A 19,085-nucleotide genomic window follows, 5' to 3' on the forward strand; every position below is an offset into this window, starting at 1 on the left:
GACCCCACCCACCGAGTTTCCCGATGAAGCAGATGACCTTCGCCGACGCCGAGTACGCTGGCAAGCGCAAGCAAACCCGCAAGGAGTTGTTCCTGATCGAGATGGATCGGGTGGTGCCGTGGAAGGGCTTGATTGCTTTGATCGAGCCACATTATCCGAAAGGTGAAGGTGGCCGTCCGGCCTACCCGTTGATGGCGATGCTGCGTGTGCATCTGCTGCAGAACTGGTTCGGCTACAGCGATCCAGCGATGGAGGAAGCGCTGTACGAAACCACGATCCTGCGCCAGTTTGCCGGGCTGAACCTGGAGCGCATCCCCGACGAAACCACCATTCTCAACTTCCGCCGCTTGCTGGAGAAACACGAGCTGGCGGCCGGCATCCTCGCTGTCATCAATGGCTATCTGGGCGACCGCGGCCTGTCGCTGCGCCAGGGCACCATCGTCGATGCAACGCTGATCAATGCGCCCAGTTCGACCAAGAACAAGGACGGCAAGCGCGACCCGGAAATGCACCAGACCAAGAAGGGAAACCAGTATTATTTTGGCATGAAGGCCCACATCGGCGCCGATGACGAATCGGGTCTGGTGCACAGCGTAGTGGGCACGGCGGCCAATGTGGCGGATGTCACCCAGGTGGACAAATTGCTGCATGGCGACGAAAACGTGGTCTGCGCCGATGCAGGCTACACCGGTGTCGAAAAGCGGCCCGAGCATGAAGGACGTGAAGTTATCTGGCAGGTGGCGGCACGCCGCAGCACCTACAAAAAACTCGATAAGCGCAGCGTGCTGTACAAAGCCAAGCGCAAGATTGAAAAGGCCAAGGCTCAGGTGCGCGCCAAGGTCGAGCATCCGTTCCGGGTAATCAAGCGCCAGTTCGGTTACACCAAGGTGCGCTTTCGCGGCTTGGCCAAAAACACGGCGCAACTGGTGACACTGTTCGCTCTGTCGAACCTGTGGATGGCGCGCCGACATTTACTGACGAATGCAGGAGAGGTGCGCCTGTAATGCGGGAAATGGCCACCGGAGTGGGGTCCGGGTGGCGAAAACGTAAGAAATACTCGTCGAATTGATTGTTTTTTGATCATTTGGCGAGTTTAAAAGTTGCGCTAGGTGGTATGCCGGGGAAATACATGGCTACTTCAGACCATCCTTAGAGAAACCTTGCGAAGGTCTGCACTTCAGTCAGCGCTCGACATTGAATTTTTGGCATGCCACGAACCATTCAATTGTCTTTGAGCCAATTATCTATGTGCGAATGATGCATGGGCTGCGAAAAGTAATAACCTTGGACAAAAAAACAACCCAGGCTAATCAAGGCTTCCAATTCCTCGCGAGTTTCCACGCCCTCGGCTATACATTCCAGTTGCATGTCACTGCTCAAAGCAACTAGAGACTTTACAATTTTGTAGCGGGTGGGGTTTTCATCAATGCCAGTAATAAAGGTTCGATCTATTTTTATTTTAGTGAGCGCCAGCGAAAGTAGTTGGCTAAGGCTGGAGTATCCAGTGCCGAAATCGTCAAGGGCCACTCCGCAACCTAGCCGACAGAATCTGTCAATAGTATGTTGCACTTTAACAACATCCTGCATGATCGCTGTTTCGGTTATTTCCAGGTCCAGTCGCCTGGCGTCGAAATGGCTGGCCTTGATGATTTCGATTATTTGTCCGGCGATTTCGTCTGAAGCGCAGTCGTGCGCGGACAAGTTAAAAGAAAGGCAAATGTGGCGGGGCCAGTCAGAGGCAATCAGCAATGCCTTGCCGAGCAGGTGAGTGGTCAGGCGATTTATCAGGCCGATCCGCTCGGCAATCGGAATGAACTGGCCGGGAGGCACGTCACCTAGTTCTGGGCTGTTCCAGCGTGCCAATGCCTCGAACGCTACGGTGCGCCAGCTGCGCAAATCAATCACCGGCTGAAAAACCAGGCTGAATTCGTGCTCGATATCGACCTGGCGTAACGCCTGTTCGATCATGCCTTGTCGTGTCAGTTGTTGAAGGTGGGAAGGTGTGAGCATGAACGTTTACCCCCAGTTACCCAACCATAGGCAATAGGAGCGGTGTTTTTTGACCTGTAACGACAAATAACTGCTGGGTGCTTCTCAAACGCGGGTACCTGCAGGCACCAAAAATCAATCGCATTTTCCGGCAGGCATAATTTTCGGCGTCCATGGGAAAATTCCTTAGCAATTCAACATCGTTCAGATAGTCAAAAAATGACTATACTGAAATTGGCTAGAAAATAATAGCAATCTAGCCTTTTTATGATCTTCCTGGGGAGGTGAATAGGTGTAAGCATTTGATTTTAAGTGATATTTCAGATGAAGCAAAGTGCCACTATACGTATAGGCAAGCGAATCAAGCACTTACGACTAGACAATAAATGGACACAGGCCGCCCTTGCCGAAGCACTGGGGTGTGAGTCGATGACAGTGAGTCGTTACGAGAGGGGCGAATACGCCCCTAGCATCGAGATGTTGGAGCGAATCGCTGACGTCCTGGGCGTAGGACTGGATGCTTTTTTCACGAGCCGGGATCACGCTGAACTAACCGCCGCGAGCCTTCGCCACTGCCTATGCGACATTGCCTATCAAGCAGATGAAATGTCGCTGAAAGAAATTATTGGCGCCGCAAAAAGGATCTTGAAGAATCGAGAGCAATAGCAGTGCTCGGTTCAATTCACCTGATAGGTGGCGCAAAATACTGAGTAGAGCCAGGGGCGGTTTATTGTTTTTGAATGTGGTTGTTTACGCTTCATTAAGTATAGGAACGTATGATGTTATTGCTGTTCCTGCTGCTAGATGAATGCATCAGGGATGTGTTCGTTGGTATTGATGAACTTTTTTAAAGTTCGGCCTGGCCGGTGTGACAGGTGTCATTAATTGGCGAGGCAAAAACAATATTTTCAATGAGCTGAACTTTAGTTGACGAGGAAAGAGTCTACAAAGTTCGCCGAAGTCCAGGATGAACAAGCCAAGGCCCTATTGAGTTCGCCTGAGAGAACCGTCTGATAAATCGCTGAATACATTCGACTACTGCGCCAGACGAGCCAGCAGACTGTCGATAAACACCGTTTCTGCGCGACTCATCTTCTGCTCCCGATGCCACAACACATGGATATCCACATCCGCAATCCCCTCATCCGGCGGTAATCGCCAGAGCAGTCCGTTCTGCACATCCTCCGCCACCACATGAATCGGCAGGCAGCCCAGGCCAAACCCGGCGATAACCAGGCGGCGCACTTCTTCCAGGCTGGATGACGACGCCACGATCCGCCCGCTGAACCCCTGCTGATCGCGGAATATGGTCAACGGCGAGAGCATCCCGCCGATCTGGTCGCTGGTAAAACTGACGAAGTTTTCCGATTGCAAGTCCCCTTCGGCCAAGCCGCTGCGGCCGAACAGTGGGTGGTGTTTGCCGCAGAAAAAACCATAGCGCTGGTGCAGGAACAGATGTTGTTCCAGGCGCGGCTGTGGCCGGCGGTTGAGGCTCAGGCCCAGGGTGGCGGTTTTTTCCAGCAGGGCGGCGACGATGTCGGAGCTGCGCATTACCTCGACCTCCAGGTCGACCCGCGGGTGTTCGCGGTGAAACTCGGCCAGGAACTCATCGAAGGTGTTGGAGTTGATGCGGCTGATCATCAGCAGGCGCACTTTGCCGATCACTTCATCGCCGGGTTTTTGCAGGGCGTTGCTCATCTGCGAGACCTGGCCGTACATCTCGCCGGCGATGGCGAAGATCTGTTCGCCGGCCTCGGTCAGTACGAAGCGCGGGCCACGGCGGGCGATGAGTTGGCAGTCGAGTTGTTCTTCCAGGCGTTTGAGGGCCTGGCTGATGGCCGGCTGAGTCAGGTGCAGGCGTGCGGCGGCGCGGCTGATGCTCAGTTCCTGGCCAATGACGCGGAAGGTGCGCAGCAGGTTCCAGTCCAGGCGGTCGTTGAGCAGCGGGTGAATATCGCGACGGGTTTCGGGCATGGCGCGGCTCAATAATAATCAGGATTTATAATTGGAATAATAAATAGAAAATTGACTAATCATAGCCCCGCGACGATAAATCACCCTCAACAAGCGCCATCAGAGCGCATGCGTTCGACCTTTCTCCTGCCAAAAAAATAACCAAAGGAGCCCGCCCCATGAAGCCTTCCGCTTCGCCCCAGCCTCGCCGTGCTGCGGCCGCCGCTTTCATCGGCACCATGATCGAGTGGTACGATTTTTATATCTACGCCACCGCCGCCGCGTTGGTGTTCGGTCAGCTGTTTTTCCCTTCCGAAGATAAATTGTTCAGCACCATGGCCGCGTTCGGCACCTTTGCCGTAGGCTTTTTCGCGCGGCCGTTGGGCGGCATTGTGTTCGGGCATATCGGCGATCGCATCGGCCGCAAGAAGTCGCTGGTGATCACTCTGGTCATGATGGGCGTGGTCACGGTGTGCATCGGGTTGTTGCCGAGCTACGCACAGATCGGCGTCGCGGCGCCGGTCCTGCTGGTGCTGTTGCGCATCGTGCAGGGCATCGCCGTCGGTGGCGAGTGGGGCGGGGCGGTGTTGATGGCCGGCGAGCATGCGCCAAAGGGCCGCCGCAATTTCTTTGCCTCCTTTGCTCAGTTGGGCAGCCCGGCGGGGCTGATTCTGTCGCTGCTGGCGTTCAGCGCGGTGACCCGTTTGCCCGAAGAAGACCTGCTCAGTTGGGGCTGGCGTCTGCCGTTCCTGGCCAGCGCCTTGCTGTTGATCGTTGGCCTGGCGATTCGCCTGGGGGTGAACGAGTCGCCTGAGTTCCTCGAAGACAAAGCCTTGGCCGAAAAGGCACGGGCGCTCAAGCCGGACCAGGCCCCGGTGATCGAGGTGCTGAAAACCGCCTGGCGCCCGCTGCTGCTGTGCATCGGTGCCAACACGCTGGGCATCGCCGGCGTGTATTTCACCAACACTTTTATGATTGCCTACAGCACTCAGCAACTGGGCCTACCGCGCTCGTTGATTTTGGAGTGCCTGTTCGTCGTCGCCATCATCCAGTTCTGCGTACAGCCCCTGGCGGCCTGGGTCGCGGAGAAGGTCGGCGCCACGCGTTTCCTCTGCGCGATGACGGTGCTGGCGATGGCGTCGCCTTACCCGATGTTCGTGCTGGTCAGCAGCGGTGAGGCGCCGTTGATCATCCTCGGCATCGCCCTGGCGGTGGTGTGCATGGCCTCGTTTTATGCGGTGATCGCGGGCTTTGTCAGCGGCCTGTTTGAAACCCGCGTGCGCTACACCGCGATTTCCCTGGCCTATCAGGTGTGCGGTGCGCTGGCCGGTGGCCTGACGCCGTTGATCGGCACCTGGCTGGCCCACGAATACCAAGGCCAATGGTGGCCGATGGCAGTGTTTTACAGCCTGATCGCGGCGGTCTCGCTGGTGAGCGTATTGGCCTTGTCGCGCCGCCACGCCACCGCCCACCGCCTGGAAATGGCCCCTGGTGTTTAATGGAGCGGGTGCAATGTTGAAGATTAAGGGTGAGCGTTTATGGGCCAACCTGATGGCCATGGCCGAAGTCGGTGCGACCGCGCGCGGCGGCAGTTGCCGCCTGGCGTTGAGCGCCGAAGACCACGCCGGTCGCGAGCTGTTCAGCCACTGGTGCAAGGCCGCCGGGCTGAGCCTGAGCATGGACGCCATCGGCAACCTGTTCGCCCGGCGTGCCGGTGCGGATAAGGACGCCGCGCCGGTGATGATCGGCAGTCACCTCGACACCCAGCCGGAAGGCGGCCGCTTCGACGGTGTCTACGGCGTGCTGGCCGGCCTAGAGGTGATGCGCAGCCTCGACGACCATGGCATCCAGACCCGCAAGCCGCTGGAAATCGCGGTATGGACGAACGAGGAGGGCGCCCGTTTCACCCCCGCCATGCTCGGCTCCGCCGTGTTCACCGGTGCCTTGGCGCTGGACCAAGCCCTGGCCACCACCGATGCCGACGGCATCAGCGTGGCCGACGCCTTGCGCACACTCGGCTGCCACGGCAAGCGTGCCCTGGGCGGGGCGGTGGATGCGTATTTCGAAGCCCATATCGAGCAAGGCCCGATCCTTGAGGACCACGCCAAGAGCATCGGCGTGGTCAGTGGTGGCCAGGCGATTCGCTGGCTCGATGTGCGGGTCGAAGGGCTGGCCGCGCATGCTGGCACCACACCGATGCCGCTGCGCAAGGACGCGCTGTATGGCGCCGCGAAAATGATCCAGGCCCTGGAATGCCTCGCCATGGATTTCGCCCCCCAGGGCCTCACCACCGTCGGCGAGTTGAGCATTGCCAAGTCTTCGCGCAACACCATTCCCGGTTTGCTGACCTTCACCGTCGACCTGCGCCATCACCGCGACGCCGACATTGAGGCGATGGAGCAGCAGGTCAGGGCGCGCTTGCAGGCCATCGCGCAGAAGCGCGGCCTGAGCGTCACCATCAGCCCTCACTGGGTCAGCCCAGCGACGCCGTTCGATGCCGAATGCGTGGCCTGCGTGCAAGCCGCGGTGGACGCCTTGGGTTACAGCCAGCAGCCCATCGTCAGCGGCGCCGGCCACGATGCCATCCACCTCGCACGCTATTGCCCGACGGCGATGATCTTCATCCCCTGCGTCGGCGGCCTCAGCCACAACGAAGCCGAAGACGTACTGCCCGAGGACGTGCGCCAGGGCGCCGATGTTTTACTCAACGCCGTGTTGAAACGTGCCGGCCAAGCCAACTGACCGCCTCATTCAGGACGACTGAAGACGACCTGCCGGGCCGCAGGCAAGCCAGCGCCCACCGGCAGCGTGTTCACTCAGGAGATTCCCATGCAAACGTTCTTCCATCCCGAACAACTCCTGCATTATCCGCGCAGCTACTACTCCCGTGGCCAGATGCGAACGCCGCAGGAAGTCCCCGAGCGCGCCCGCAACCTGCTGCGGGCCGCGCAAACCCTGGGGTTTGAGATTGTGTCACCCGAGGACCACGGCCTTGAGCCGCTGCTGGCGGTACACGCTGCGCCCTACCTGACCTTCCTTCAGGAGGCTTACCCGCGCTGGAAGGAAATCCCTGAAGAGTGGGGCGACGAAGTCATGTCCAACATCTTCGTGCGTGAACCCAACGCCCTGCGCGGCATCCTCGCCCAAGCCGCACGCTACCTGGCGGATGGCAGTTGCCCGGTCGGCGAACGGACCTGGCGCTCGGCCTATTGGTCGGCCCAAAGCGCCGTCGCTGCCGCCAAGGCCGTCCTCGATGGCGCGCCCGCCGCCTACGCGCTGTGTCGCCCCCCCGGTCATCACGCACGCTTCGATGCGGCGGGCGGCTTCTGCTACATCAACAATGCCGCGGTGGCGGCGCAGGTGTTGCGCGAAGGCTTCCAGCGCGTCGCGGTGCTGGATACCGATATGCATCACGGCCAAGGCATTCAGGAGATTTTCTACGACCGCGACGACGTGCTCTACGTGTCGATCCACGGCGACCCGACCAACTTCTACCCGGCTGTCGCCGGTTTTGCCGACGAGCGCGGCAACGCGGCCGGCGAAGGTTTCAACCTCAACCTGCCGATGCCCCACGGTGCCAGCGAGGCGGTGTTCTTTGAACAGCTCGAACTGGCCCTCAAGGCGCTGAAGGACTTTTCTGCGGATGTGCTGGTGCTCTCCCTGGGCTTCGATATCTACGAACTGGACCCGCAAAGCAAAGTCGCGGTGACGCGGGACGGGTTTGCGCGCTTGGGTGAGCGCATCCGCGGCCTGGGGTTGCCCTGTGTGATCGTGCAGGAGGGCGGGTATCACCTGGAGACGTTGGACAGCAATGCGCAGGCGTTCTTCAGTGGCCCGCAGGCTTGGGCGAAGTAACCGAGTATCGGTTTTGTGGAGGTGTGATATCTTTATGCCATCATATGTCGTGACGATCACGGAGGATGGTATGAAGAAGCTGTTATTGGTCGGGGTTTTGGTGGTGTTGGCGTGTAGCCCGTTTTTTGCCGCGGCGTGTCCGAAGGGGACACATCCGGTCGGGGGCACGGGGTCGCACCACAAAGGTGGGACTTGTCAGTAGTCGATGGATCGACAAGGCGTGTGAAGTCGCGGTTCGAGCGTCAACCCCGTGCGGGTGCGCTTGAGGGCGGTTGACCGATACCCGCAGCGAAAAGCCTGCCGAACCGAGCGTTCTGCAGGCTTTTTCGTTTCAGATGGAGAGATCAGGTTCTTTCCCGTGTAGGGATTTTTCCGCATACGCAAATCTCCCTGTAATCCTGCATGACTGATCGCAGGCGCACGCGGGGAAATGGATGACGTCTCTAAAGTCCTGATCCTGGCGGCCGAAATGCTCTTGTATGACATCTGATCACTAATAAGAGAGCCTCGAAAAATGTCCTTACGTAGCCTGTCCATCGCCCGTCGCGCGGGCCTGGGTTTTGCCCTGATTGCTTTGCTGGTGGCCGTACTCGGTTTTTTTGCGCTCTCGAACATGGCCAGCATTCGTGAAAGTGCGGTCCAGGTCGAGCGTGGGCTGGTGCCTAAAATGCGTCTGGTCTCGGATATCCGCGAGATTATGTTGCGCATTCGGACCATCTCTTTGCGCATGGCGCTGGACCCGAACCCGGCAAGCATCCCGCAGTACCGCAGCCAGATGGACACGCGCAGCCAGGACCTGAGCAAAAAGCTGGCCGACCTCGAGGCCGTGATCGACAGCGCCGAAGTGCGCGCGTTGTATGAGCAGTTCCAGGTCTCGCTGCGCCAGTACCAGCAAGGGCTGACCCGCTCGTTTGCGCTGGCCGACCAGCAACAGGGGGCTGAGCTCAACAAGTTGCTGTTGGTGGATATGAAAACCGTGGTCGATGGCTCCGGCGCCCAGCTCAACGCATTGGCCGACTATTACAACGCGCAGATCAACCAACAAGGGCAGGCGGCCGAGGCGCAGTATGGCCGTTCGCGCACGATGGTCTTCGGCTTTGTGCTGCTGGCCGCCTTGAGTACCGTGGCGCTGGCCTGGCTGCTGACACGCAGCATCGTCGGCCCGCTGAGCCATGCGGTGCGGGCCGCGGAAAACGTCGCCCGTGGCGACCTGACCGAAACGGTGGCGGTGACCGGCGACGACGAAGTGACCCGCTTGCTCGTGGCGCTGCAGAGTATGCAAGCCAGCCTGCGCGGCACCTTGCAGCTGATTCGCCAGTCGGCCGGGCAGTTGGCGTCGTCGGCTACCGACCTGAACGGCATTACCGATCAAAGCAGCCGCAGCCTGCAAAAGCAGACCGCGGAAATCGAGCTGGCCGCCACTGCCGTCAATGAGATGACTTCCGCAGCTGACGAGGTGGCGCGCAACGCGGTGTCCACCTCCGAGTCCACGCGGGTGTCCAATGAAACGGCGCGCGAAGGCCAGCATCGCGTGGGCGAAACGGTCAGCGCGATTCAAGCCCTGAGCAGCAACATCGGCGAGACCTCGACCCTGGTGCAACACCTTGCCGAGCAGTCGCGGGATATCGGCAAGGTACTCGACGTGATTCGCTCCATCGCCGAGCAGACCAACCTGCTGGCCCTCAATGCCGCCATCGAAGCGGCGCGGGCCGGGGAGTCCGGACGCGGCTTTGCGGTCGTGGCCGACGAAGTACGCGCCCTGGCGCACCGCACCCAGCAATCGACCCTGGAAATCGACCAGATGGTCAGCGCCATGCGCGCGGGTTCCGACCACGCACTGACCTCGATGCAGTCGAGCACCGCACGCGCCACCGACACCCTGGCGTTGGCGGAAGGCGCTGGCGGTGCCTTGAGCCAGATCACCGATTCCATCGACCAGATTCACCAGCGCAACCTGGTCATCGCCAGTGCCGCCGAGGAGCAGGCCCAGGTCGCCAAGGAAGTCGATCGCAACATCGTCAACATTCGCGACTTGTCGGCGCAATCGTCTTCCGGCGCCGGGCAGATCAACGGCGCGAGCCGGGAACTGGCGCAACTGGCGGTCGCACTGAACGAGGCGGTGGCACGCTTTCAGCTGTAGTGAAGTGCGCCGCGAGTGGCGGCGCGCAGGATGGCGCTAATTCAGCGTCGGTTCTTCCACGATCCTGATATTGACCGCTTGCCACTCGCCCCCCGGCCCCCGTTCCAATTCGTAGGTGACGGTTTGCCCTTCGCGCAGCACCTGACCACCCTGGGCGGTGCTGCTGCGAAAGAAAACGTCCTGTGCATCGTGGGCGGCAGTTTCGCTGCTGATGAAGATTGCAGTCTGTGGAGTCTTTCTGGACATGGCCGTTCTCCATTTTCAGTGCAATACATGGCCCAGGGTGGGCGGGGTGACGCGGTGAGTCGCAGGCTTATCAGCTGATCAATTGGACTTTGTCCGCCTGCATGCCTTTTTCCCCTTTTACCGTTTCGAAGCTGACTTTCTGCCCTTCTTTCAATGATTTGAATCCAGTGCCCTCAATCGCCCTGAAGTGTACGAACAGGTCAGCCCCGCTATCCGGAGTGATGAACCCATAGCCTTTTTCATCGTTGAACCACTTCACCGTGCCGTTCTGTCTGTCGCTCATTGTTCGTATCCTCTAAACCCTGATGTCCTACTGCGCACCGACGCAGTGCGACATGCTTAATAAAAGCCCCGCGCCAGCCCGTCGTCAACACTGCGCAAGACCAGCGGTACTGTCATTCCTGACAGGTTCGCGGGCCGTCAAAACGCGCCATACTGCGCAGTTTCATGCTGACAACCTGGCGTATCCGGGCGCCGGTCCTTACGCACATGGCGCCCCGTCACCTGCCATACGATAATGCCCTCCATCCCGATTCCCACTGGCTTCCTACCGTGATCATCAACTTCGACCTCAACGACCTCCAAGCCTTTCGCGCCGTAGTAGACAAGGGTAGTTTTCGCGGCGCCGCCGATGCCATCCGGATCTCGCAGCCGGCGCTCAGCCGGCGCATCGAAAAGCTCGAAACCGCCCTCGACGTGAAGCTGTTCGAGCGCACCACGCGCCGCGTCAGCCTGACCATGGTCGGGCGCGCCTTCCTGCCGCAGGTCGAGCGTATCCTCGATGACCTCGACATCGCGCTGATGGGCATCAGCAACGTCGCCTCCACGCGGATGGGCGATGTGACCATCGCGTGTGTGCCGTCCACCGCGTATTACTTCATGCCTCACGTGATCTCGGCATTCCACAAGCTCTACCCCAAGATTCGCCTGCGGGTGCTGGATGCCAGTGCCGGCGAGGTGTGCAATGCGGTGGAAAGCGGCGAGGCGGATTTCGGCGTGAGTTTCAGCGGCAGCCTGGCCGATGAGGTGGAGTTCGAGTTGCTGTTTCAGGAGCGTTATGTGCTGGCCTGCCGCCGCGATCACCCGCTGGCCGAGCGCGCCAGCGTGAGCTGGGCCGAGGCCTACGAGCATGACTACATCACGGTGGACAAAACCTCGGGCAACCGTTTTCTGCTGGACCAGGCCCTGCGCGGCGTGCGGGTGAAAAAGCCGAGTATCTGCGAGACGCACCACGTGACCACCATGATCGGCTTGGTCGAGGCGGGGCTGGGTGTGGCGATGGTGCCGTCGATTGCCATGCCGGGCACTGAACACCCGATCCTGCTGAGTGTGCCGCTGGTGGAACCGCAGGTGATGCGCAATGTGGGCTTGATCAAGCGCCGCGGGCGGACGTTGCCGCCAGCGGCGCTGGAGTTGGAGCGGTTGGTGCGGGAGCTGCCGTTTCGGTCAGCGTGATACCGAGTCCAGGCCGGTGGATTGCACCACCGCTTGCGCCTCGGGCGAGGCCAGGTAGTGCAGCAGCGCCCTGGCCTGCGCCGGGTGTTCGGCGTTGACCGGAATACCCGCGGCGAAGCGCGTCACCGATTGCACGTCTTCAGGGATCTTGCCGACGTAAGTCACCCCCGGCACCGGTAACAGTTCCGCCACCTGCTGCAAGCCCACCTCGTAGTCACCCTTGGCGACCTGTTCGGCCACGGGGATGCGTTCGATCATGGTGCCCTTGGCCGGCATGCCGAGTTTCTTGAACAGTTCCTTCTCGACATACACGCCGCTGGCGCTGTCCGAATACGCCACGGACTTGGCCTTGAGCAACACCGCTTTGAGTTCGGCATCGGTGCCGATGGCCGGTTTGGCCGCGCCGGCTTTCACCACCAGGCCGATTCGCGAATCCGCCAGTTCCACGCGGGACGCTTTGTCGACCTTGCCCTGTTTGATCAGCTCATCCAGGGCGTAGCCGACCATGATCACCACATCCGCGTGTTCGCCACGGGCCAGGCGGTTGGGAATCGCTTCCGGCGCCTTGCCCATGGACGGGCCGAGGACGGTGTCGAGGGTGTCGCCGCTGCGCTGGGCGTATTGCGGGCCCAGCAGCTTGTAGGCAGCGGTGAAGCCACCGGAGGTCATCACCTTGAGTTGTTCGGCCTGGGCCGTCAGTGCCAGGGTGCCGAGGGCCAGGGCCGTCAGGGTTTGCGACAGCGCTTTCATTGCGCCGCCTCGAGCATGACTTGCCCGCGGGTATTGGCGCGGTGATACAGCGCGAGGGTCGAGCACAGGGCGCACAGGGCCGCGAACATCAACCAGTAGGCCGGCGAGGCTTTGTCGTCGGTGATGTGAATGAACCAGGTGGAGATCGCCGGAGTGAAACCGCCGAAGATCGCAGTCGCCAGGCTATAGGCCAGGGAGAAGCCCGCCACGCGCACTTCCACCGGCATGATTTCGGTCAGCGCCGGGATCATCGCGCCGTTGTACATGCCGTACAGGAAGGAGAACCACAGCAGGGTTTCCAGCATATGCGCAAAGCTCGCAGCGTTTACCACGTAGGACAGCGCCGGATAAGCCGTGAGCACCGTCAGCGCGGTCATTGCGACCAGCACCGGTTTGCGCCCGAAGCGGTCGCTCAGGCTGCCGCCGATGGGCAGCCAGACAAAGTTCGAGATCGCCACCAACAGGGTCACCAGCAACGCATCGGACGTGGTCAGTTGCAGCACGGTCTTGCCGAAGGTCGGCGCGTACACGGTGATCAGGTAGAACGCGGTGGTGGTCATGGCCACCATCAACATGCCGCCAATGACCACAGACCAGTTTTTCGCCAGGGTCGCCAGCACTTCACGCATGCTCGGGCGATGTTTGCGGTTGGCGAACTCTTCGGTTTCCTCAAGGTTGCGCCGCAGCACAAAGATGAACGGAATGATCACGCAACCGACGGCGAACGGAATGCGCCAGCCCCAGTCGGCCACGACCGACGGTTGCATCCACACGTTCAGGCCATAGCCCAGCGCGGCGGCGACCACGATGGAGATCTGTTGGCTGCCCGACTGCCAGCTGGTGTAGAAACCTTTGCGGCCGGGGGTGGCCATTTCAGCGAGGTACACCGACACCCCACCCAGTTCCGCACCGGCCGAGAAGCCTTGCAGCAGACGGCCGAGCAACACCAGCGCCGGAGCCCACAGGCCAATGGTGTGATAACCCGGCACCAGCACGATCAGCAGCGTACCGCTGGCCATGATCGCCAGGGTCACGATCAACCCTTTGCGCCGTCCCACATCGTCGATGTAGGCACCCAGGATGACCGCACCCAACGGACGCATCAGGAAGCCCGCGCCGAACACGGCAAAGGTCATCATTAATGACGCAAACTCATTAGCGGCGGGGAAGAACGCGGCAGCGATGTAGGTGGCGTAGAAGCCGAACAGGAAGAAGTCGAACTGTTCGATGAAGTTGCCCGAAGTAACGCGGAAAACCGCACCAATTTTCGAACGGGCAGAGTCGGGGCGGGTAGGGCTAGTCATGCTTTTGTGTCTCCAGCGTTCTTTTTAAAGTGCTTGTTTCGCTTAAGGCCAAGGATAGTGGCTGACACATTTAGAAATGATAAGTGAATATTTTTGATCTATTGATGCGTTTTGGTTATCAGTGGTCGGTGCAGACCCACGGCGGCGTCCTTGTTCTATGCTTGCAGGCGTAACCAATTCTTACGGTCGGGGGTGCCTATGACTGACGAACAGAAACAGCGGGACGAACGGGAGCAGGAGCGACGCAGGCGGCAATTGGAGGAAGAAAAGCCGCAGACCTGGAAGCATCCCGACGACGGCACGGAGCTTTCGGAGCGGGATCGGGAAATTCCGCTGAAACCCTGATGCGTGATCGGTGGGGGCGGGCATGCCCGCTCCCACATGTGCAACGGGCGTTTCTCGGGAATAGGCAAACTATTTGACATATTTGATTTGTGATCACATATTGGAGGCATAAGAACCACAACACAGGTTTGCCTCATGACAGATGGTCCGCTCCTCCTGCCCACCCTGCGCCAGGTGTCCCGCGATACCTTGCAAGACCAGGTCTACCGCCAGATCCGCGAAGCGTTGATGAGTGGCCGTTTCCAGCCTGGCCAGAAACTCACCATCCGTGGCCTGGCCGAAGCGCTCGGCTCCAGCCCGATGCCGGTGCGCGAAGCCCTGCAACGCCTCAGCGCCGAAAACGCCTTTGAAGTCACCGAAACCTCGCGTCTGCGGGTCCGCATGATGACGGTCGAGCGCCTGCGCGAAATCCGCGATGCGCGGGTTGCTCTTGAAGGCTTGCTGGCCGAGAAGGCCGTATTGCTCCTGAAAAAAGCCGACCTCGACGAAATCACCGACCTGTGCCAGCAAATGCAGCACGCCGCCGACGAAGTCGATGTGTCGCGCTACCTATGGACCAACTTCGCCTTCCACCGCCGGATTTACGCAGTGGCCCAGGCCGAGCTGACCATGGCCGCCGTGGAGAATTTCTGGCTGCACATGGGGCCGTGCTTTGCCCTGGTCGCCCCCGATAAAGCTCACCTGCAACGCTCGATGGAGGCGCATACGCGCATCGTCGAAGCCCTGGCCGCCCGCGACGGCGCTGGCGCACGGGCGGCGGTGACCGATGACATCATGCAGGCCGCCGATTCCCTGGCGCGCCTGCTCGTCAAGAACGACCGTTCGCGGTCGTCTGCTTCAGGAGGTAAACGTGCATGAGTGTCCTACAGCGGCTACAGCCCTATCCTGGGTTACGTGTATTGATTTCCGGCGGGGCTGCCGGCATCGGTGAGGTGTTGGCTGCGGCGTACCTGGAGGCCGGTGCCCAGGTGCATGTGTGTGATGTCAGCGAACCGGCTCTGGCGGCGTTTCGCGACAAATACCCAGGCAGCGTCGCCACCCGCGCCGATGTCAGTGATGCCGCGCAGATCGCGGCGGTGTTCGAGGTGCAGCGCGAGCATTTCGGCGGCCTCGACGTGTTGGTCAACAATGCTGGCATCGCCGGCCCCACTGGCGGTATCGACGCGATCAGCGACGCCGAATGGCAAGCCACCATCAACATCAACCTGACCGCGCAATACCGTTTTGCCCACCATGCGGTGCCGATGCTCAAGCAATCGTCCCACGGCCATCTGTTGCATATCGCCTCGGTGGCCGGGCGTCTGGGCTACGCGTGGCGCACGCCGTATGCGGCGACGAAGTGGGCGATTGTCGGCCTGATGAAATCCCTGGCCTCGGAGTTGGGCGAGAGTGACATCCGCGTCAATGCCTTGCTGCCCGGCATCGTCGAAGGCCCGCGCATGGACGCGGTGATTCGCGCCCGTGCCGAGCAGGTCGGCGTACCCGAACCCGAGATGCGCCAGGAATACCTCAACAAAATTTCCCTCAAGCGCATGGTCACCGCCGAAGACGTCGCGGCCATGGCGCTGTTCCTCTGTTCGCCCGCCGCCCGCAACGTGACCGGCCAGGCGATCAGTGTCGACGGTAACGTCGAGTACCTGTAGGACGCGGCGCCAGTCGCCGAGGAAGAACCCCGAGCTGTACCCAGGATTTTTTTCATAAGAATAAAAGTCGGAGAATCGTCATGTCCAAAAAACGTCCTGTGATCATTACCTGTGCCGTGACCGGTGCCATCCATACGCCGTCGATGTCGCCGCATTTGCCCATCACTGCCGAGGAAATTGCCGCCGCCGCCATCGGCGCCGCCGAAGCCGGCGCGGCGATTGTTCACCTGCATGCCCGTGACCCCAACGACGGCCGCCCCAGCCAGGACCCCGCGCTGTTCGCCGAATTCCTGCCGCAGATCAAGGCCGCCAGCGACGTGGTGATCAACATCACCACCGGCGGCGCGCCGACCATGGGCGTGGAAGAACGCCTACAGCCGGTGATGCAGTTCAAGCCGGAATTGGCCTCGCTGAACATGGGCTCGATGAACTTTGGCCTGTACGAAATGCTCAACCGCTTTACCGAGTTCAAGCACGACTGGGAGCGTCCATACCTGGAAGAGAGTGACGACCGGATCTTTCGCAACACCTTCCGCGACATTGCCCACATCCTCAATTCCTGCGCCGAGAACCGCACCCGTTTTGAGATCGAGTGCTACGACATCGGCCACCTCTACACCGCCGCGCACTTCCTGGAACGTGGCCTGCTCAAGTCGCCGCTGTTCATCCAATCGGTGTTCGGCCTGCGCGGCGGCATCGGCGGGCACCCGGAAGACCTGGCACACATGCGTCGTACCGCCGATCGCCTGTTTGGCGACGATTATGTGTGGTCGATCCTCGGTGCCGGGCGTGGGCAAATTCCGCTGGCGACCATGGGCCTGTCCATGGGCAGCCATGCCCGGGTCGGCCTGGAAGATTCGTTGTGGGACGGGCCGGGCAAATTGGCCGCTTCGAACGCCGATCAGGTACGGCGCATTCGCAGCGTGATCGAAGCCCTCGGCCATCGCGTCGCCACGCCGGATGAAGCGCGGGACATCCTCGGGCTCAAGGGGCGTGACCAGGTCAATTTCTAACCGACGACACGGCCGCGTGCTGGCGCGGCCCGAATCCCGCACAACAACAATAAGGGGATCACACCATGCGTATCGAAGTGCTTGTGGACGTCAAGACCACCCTGGGCGAAGGCCCGGTGTGGGACGTCGAACAACAGCGGCTGTATTGGATCGACAGCGCCGACGGCCGCATCCTGCGTTGCACCGACGACGGCCGCGAACTGCGTGCCTGGGACGTGGGCCAGAAAATCGGCTCCATGGCCCTGCGCCACAACGGCGCGGCGGCCATCGTCGCCCTGCAGAATGGCGTACACACTCTGGACCTGGCCAGTGGCGAACTGGCGCTGATCGAAGACCCTGAACCGCACCTGCCGAACAACCGTCTCAACGACGGCAAGGTCGACCGCCAGGGCCGCTTTGTCTTCGGTTCCATGGACACCCAGGAAGACCGCGCCAGCGCCAGACTCTACCGCCTGGACCCGGACCTGCGCCTGCACACCCTGGACGAAGGCATCATCGTTTCCAATGGCCCGTGCTGGAGCCCATCCGGGGACACCTTGTACTTTTGCGACACCTGGTCGGGCGAGATCTGGGCCTATGACTACGACCTCGCCAGCGGCAATGTCAGCAACCGGCGCACCTTCGCCAAGGTCGACACCTCGGGTGGCGGCGCCGCGGACGGTTGCACCGTGGACGCCGAAGGTTGCCTGTGGCAGGCCCTGGTCTATGCCGGGAAGCTGGTGCGCTACACCCCCGATGGTCACGTCGACCGGATCATCCAAATGCCGGTGAAGAAGGTCACCAGCCTGACCTTCGGCGGGCCGAACCTCGACACCCTGTTTGTGACCTCCATGGCCAAGCCGCCGCTGCCGCGTTTTCCGCACGACGGCCAGCAGCGCGGCGCGCTGTTCGCCATTACCGGGTTGGGCGTGCAAGGAATAGCCGAGCGACGGTTCGCCAGCTAGCGCGTGTGTTCGATCAGCAACATTCCTTCGCAACCTTGTGTCAGTGCGCGCCCTCGCGCGCCTGGAGAGGCTCATGGCTACTTTAAAAAAAGCGTCGCTGCGCAGCATTCACCGGCATTCCTGGGTGTCGCTGCTGGTTTGCTGGATGATCTGGATTCTCAACGCCTACGACCGTGAGATCGTGTTGCGCCTGGGGCCGACCATCTCCAAGCATTTCGATTTGTCCGCCGATCAGTGGGGCACCGTGGCCACGGTGATCATGCTCGCCCTGGCCCTGTTGGATATCCCGGGTTCGATGTGGAGCGACCGCTACGGCGGCGGCTGGAAGCGCGCGCGGTTCCAGGTGCCGTTGGTGCTGGGCTACACGGCGATCTCGTTTCTGTCCGGGTTCAAGGCGTTGAGCGGCAACCTCGCGACGTTTATCGCCCTGCGTGTCGGGGTCAACCTCGGCGCGGGCTGGGGCGAACCGGTGGGCGTGAGCAACACCGCCGAATGGTGGCCGGTGGAACGCCGCGGTTTTGCCCTTGGCGCGCACCACACCGGTTACCCGATCGGCGCGATGCTCAGCGGCATCGTCGCCAGCTTTGTGATCAGCACCTTCGGCGAGGACAACTGGCGCTACGTGTTCTTCTTCGCCTTCGTGGTGGCCTTGCCGCTGATGATCTTCTGGGCGCGGTATTCCACGGCCGAACGTATCACCGCGCTGTACGTCGACATCGCCGCCAAAGGCATGACGCCACCGGACAATGCCCCGGCCAGCCAGATCAAGGGCGACGCCTGGCGCACCTTTGTCGCCACCCTGCGCAACCGCAATATCGCGTTGACGGCGGGGAACACCCTGCTCACGCAGGTGGTGTACATGGGCGTGAATATCGTGTTGCCGGCCTACCTCTACAACATCGTCGGGCTGTCGCTGGCGCAGTCGGCGGGGATGAGCGTGGTGTTCACCCTGACCGGGATTCTCGGGCAACTGGTGTGGCCGTCGTTGTCGGACATCATCGGCCGCCGTACCACCCTGATCATCTGCGGGCTGTGGATGGCCGCCAGTGTCGGCGCGTTCTACTTCGCCAGCACCCTGACCCTGATCATCGTCGTGCAGTTGCTGTTCGGCCTGGTCGCCAATGCGGTCTGGCCGATCTACTACGCGGTGGCCTGCGACTCGGCCGAGCCGTCGGCCACCTCCACGGCCAACGGCATCATCACCACCGCGATGTTCATCGGCGGCGGCCTGGCGCCGGTGTTGATGGGCAGCCTGATCGCGATGGGCGGCGGCTGGACCACGCTGCATGGCTACACCGTGTGCTTTTTCGTGATGGCCGGCTGCGCCCTGGGCGGCGCGCTGCTGCAAGTGTTTTCCCATCGCCCGCAGGCGTTGGTTGTGCAACTCGAACCCTAGAACAACATTGATGCGCCCCCCAGCCGCGCTGGCGGGGCGCCAGGAGGAACTG

Annotated in this window: 18 protein-coding genes and 2 pseudogenes; 14 read left to right on the forward strand and 6 right to left on the reverse strand. The window is 61.0% G+C overall.

Annotated features, from left to right (window positions below; translation table 11 throughout):
- Positions 1 to 23: 23 nt before the first annotated feature.
- On the forward strand, positions 24 to 1,004 hold the full coding sequence (locus MOQ67_RS08745; protein ID WP_010466230.1) for an IS5-like element IS1384 family transposase: 981 nt from the start codon (positions 24 to 26) through the stop codon (positions 1,002 to 1,004).
- A 217-nt stretch (positions 1,005 to 1,221) separates the two neighbouring features.
- Here the strand turns inward: MOQ67_RS08745 and MOQ67_RS08750 are convergent.
- A pseudogene (locus tag MOQ67_RS08750) lies at positions 1,222 to 2,016 on the reverse strand (EAL domain-containing protein); the annotation flags it as partial.
- Between the two features lie 297 nt (positions 2,017 to 2,313).
- Between MOQ67_RS08750 and MOQ67_RS08755 the strand changes: the two are divergent.
- Positions 2,314 to 2,655 carry a helix-turn-helix domain-containing protein gene (locus MOQ67_RS08755; protein WP_448675915.1) on the forward strand — a complete coding sequence of 114 codons (342 nt, stop codon included), beginning with the start codon at positions 2,314 to 2,316 and terminating at the stop codon, positions 2,653 to 2,655.
- Positions 2,656 to 3,024: 369 nt separating this feature from the next.
- On the opposite strand, the gene MOQ67_RS08760 is transcribed toward MOQ67_RS08755, so the two are convergent.
- Positions 3,025 to 3,963, reverse strand: a complete 939-nt coding sequence (locus MOQ67_RS08760) for a LysR family transcriptional regulator (protein WP_198717743.1) — start codon at positions 3,961 to 3,963, stop codon at positions 3,025 to 3,027.
- A 158-nt stretch (positions 3,964 to 4,121) separates the two neighbouring features.
- On the opposite strand from MOQ67_RS08760, the gene MOQ67_RS08765 reads away from it, so the two are divergent.
- The 5 genes and pseudogenes from MOQ67_RS08765 to MOQ67_RS08785 all read left to right on the forward strand — a co-directional run bounded on the left by MOQ67_RS08765 (position 4,122) and on the right by MOQ67_RS08785 (position 9,937).
- The gene (locus MOQ67_RS08765) at positions 4,122 to 5,441 is read left to right on the forward strand and encodes an MFS transporter (protein ID WP_046384359.1); all 1,320 of its coding nucleotides are present in this window, start codon (positions 4,122 to 4,124) and stop codon (positions 5,439 to 5,441) included.
- A gap of 13 nt (positions 5,442 to 5,454) precedes the next feature.
- Positions 5,455 to 6,684, forward strand: coding sequence for a Zn-dependent hydrolase (locus MOQ67_RS08770; RefSeq protein ID WP_169884569.1), 1,230 nt, complete (start codon positions 5,455 to 5,457; stop codon positions 6,682 to 6,684).
- An 87-nt stretch (positions 6,685 to 6,771) separates the two neighbouring features.
- Positions 6,772 to 7,797 carry a histone deacetylase family protein gene (locus MOQ67_RS08775; RefSeq protein ID WP_198717742.1) on the forward strand — a complete coding sequence of 342 codons (1,026 nt, stop codon included), beginning with the start codon at positions 6,772 to 6,774 and terminating at the stop codon, positions 7,795 to 7,797.
- A gap of 514 nt (positions 7,798 to 8,311) precedes the next feature.
- Positions 8,312 to 9,079 (forward strand): annotated as a pseudogene (locus MOQ67_RS08780) (MCP four helix bundle domain-containing protein); the annotation flags it as partial.
- The gene (locus tag MOQ67_RS08785; protein ID WP_370737569.1) at positions 9,074 to 9,937 is read left to right on the forward strand and encodes a methyl-accepting chemotaxis protein; all 864 of its coding nucleotides are present in this window, start codon (positions 9,074 to 9,076) and stop codon (positions 9,935 to 9,937) included. The pseudogene MOQ67_RS08780 and the gene MOQ67_RS08785, both read left to right, overlap by 6 nt.
- 36 nt (positions 9,938 to 9,973) lie before the next feature.
- Here the strand turns inward: MOQ67_RS08785 and MOQ67_RS08790 are convergent, their stop codons facing one another.
- Together MOQ67_RS08790 and MOQ67_RS08795 are read right to left on the reverse strand one after the other, a co-directional pair.
- Positions 9,974 to 10,183, reverse strand: a complete 210-nt coding sequence (locus MOQ67_RS08790; protein WP_046384355.1) for a cold-shock protein — start codon at positions 10,181 to 10,183, stop codon at positions 9,974 to 9,976.
- A gap of 70 nt (positions 10,184 to 10,253) precedes the next feature.
- Complete coding sequence (locus tag MOQ67_RS08795) at positions 10,254 to 10,466, reverse strand: cold-shock protein (RefSeq protein WP_017848713.1); 213 nt, start codon at positions 10,464 to 10,466, stop codon at positions 10,254 to 10,256.
- 269 nt (positions 10,467 to 10,735) lie between these two features.
- Here MOQ67_RS08795 and MOQ67_RS08800 point away from each other — a divergent pair, with 269 nt between their 5' ends.
- Entirely contained in the window at positions 10,736 to 11,638 is a 903-nt protein-coding gene (locus tag MOQ67_RS08800) for a LysR family transcriptional regulator (RefSeq protein ID WP_017848714.1), read from the forward strand.
- On the opposite strand, the gene MOQ67_RS08805 is transcribed toward MOQ67_RS08800, so the two are convergent.
- Together MOQ67_RS08805 and tcuC are read right to left on the reverse strand one after the other, a co-directional pair.
- Positions 11,630 to 12,388: a substrate-binding domain-containing protein gene (locus MOQ67_RS08805; protein ID WP_046490374.1), complete on the reverse strand. Its 759-nt coding sequence runs from the start codon at positions 12,386 to 12,388 to the stop codon at positions 11,630 to 11,632. The genes MOQ67_RS08800 and MOQ67_RS08805 overlap by 9 nt on opposite strands.
- Entirely contained in the window at positions 12,385 to 13,692 is a 1,308-nt protein-coding gene (gene tcuC, locus MOQ67_RS08810; protein WP_198717741.1) for an MFS transporter, read from the reverse strand. Before tcuC ends, MOQ67_RS08805 begins: the two co-directional genes overlap by 4 nt.
- A gap of 198 nt (positions 13,693 to 13,890) precedes the next feature.
- On the opposite strand from tcuC, the gene MOQ67_RS08815 reads away from it, so the two are divergent.
- The 6 genes from MOQ67_RS08815 (at position 13,891) to MOQ67_RS08840 (ending at position 19,033) form a co-directional block, all read left to right on the forward strand.
- Positions 13,891 to 14,037, forward strand: coding sequence for a hypothetical protein (locus MOQ67_RS08815; protein WP_017848717.1), 147 nt, complete (start codon positions 13,891 to 13,893; stop codon positions 14,035 to 14,037).
- A 135-nt stretch (positions 14,038 to 14,172) separates the two neighbouring features.
- The gene (locus tag MOQ67_RS08820; protein WP_126586423.1) at positions 14,173 to 14,895 is read left to right on the forward strand and encodes a GntR family transcriptional regulator; all 723 of its coding nucleotides are present in this window, start codon (positions 14,173 to 14,175) and stop codon (positions 14,893 to 14,895) included.
- Complete coding sequence (locus tag MOQ67_RS08825) at positions 14,892 to 15,680, forward strand: SDR family oxidoreductase (protein WP_026140238.1); 789 nt, start codon at positions 14,892 to 14,894, stop codon at positions 15,678 to 15,680. The genes MOQ67_RS08820 and MOQ67_RS08825 overlap by 4 nt, the downstream gene beginning before the upstream one ends.
- An 80-nt stretch (positions 15,681 to 15,760) precedes the next feature.
- A complete protein-coding gene (locus MOQ67_RS08830; RefSeq protein WP_046384351.1) occupies positions 15,761 to 16,693 on the forward strand; it encodes a BKACE family enzyme in 933 nt (310 codons plus the stop codon).
- 65 nt (positions 16,694 to 16,758) lie between these two features.
- Entirely contained in the window at positions 16,759 to 17,637 is an 879-nt protein-coding gene (locus MOQ67_RS08835) for an SMP-30/gluconolactonase/LRE family protein (RefSeq protein WP_017848721.1), read from the forward strand.
- A gap of 73 nt (positions 17,638 to 17,710) precedes the next feature.
- Positions 17,711 to 19,033 carry an MFS transporter gene (locus MOQ67_RS08840; RefSeq protein ID WP_198717740.1) on the forward strand — a complete coding sequence of 441 codons (1,323 nt, stop codon included), beginning with the start codon at positions 17,711 to 17,713 and terminating at the stop codon, positions 19,031 to 19,033.
- The last annotated feature ends 52 nt before the right edge of the window (positions 19,034 to 19,085 follow it).

The sequence above is a fragment of the Pseudomonas sp. LY-1 genome, assembly GCF_053502595.1.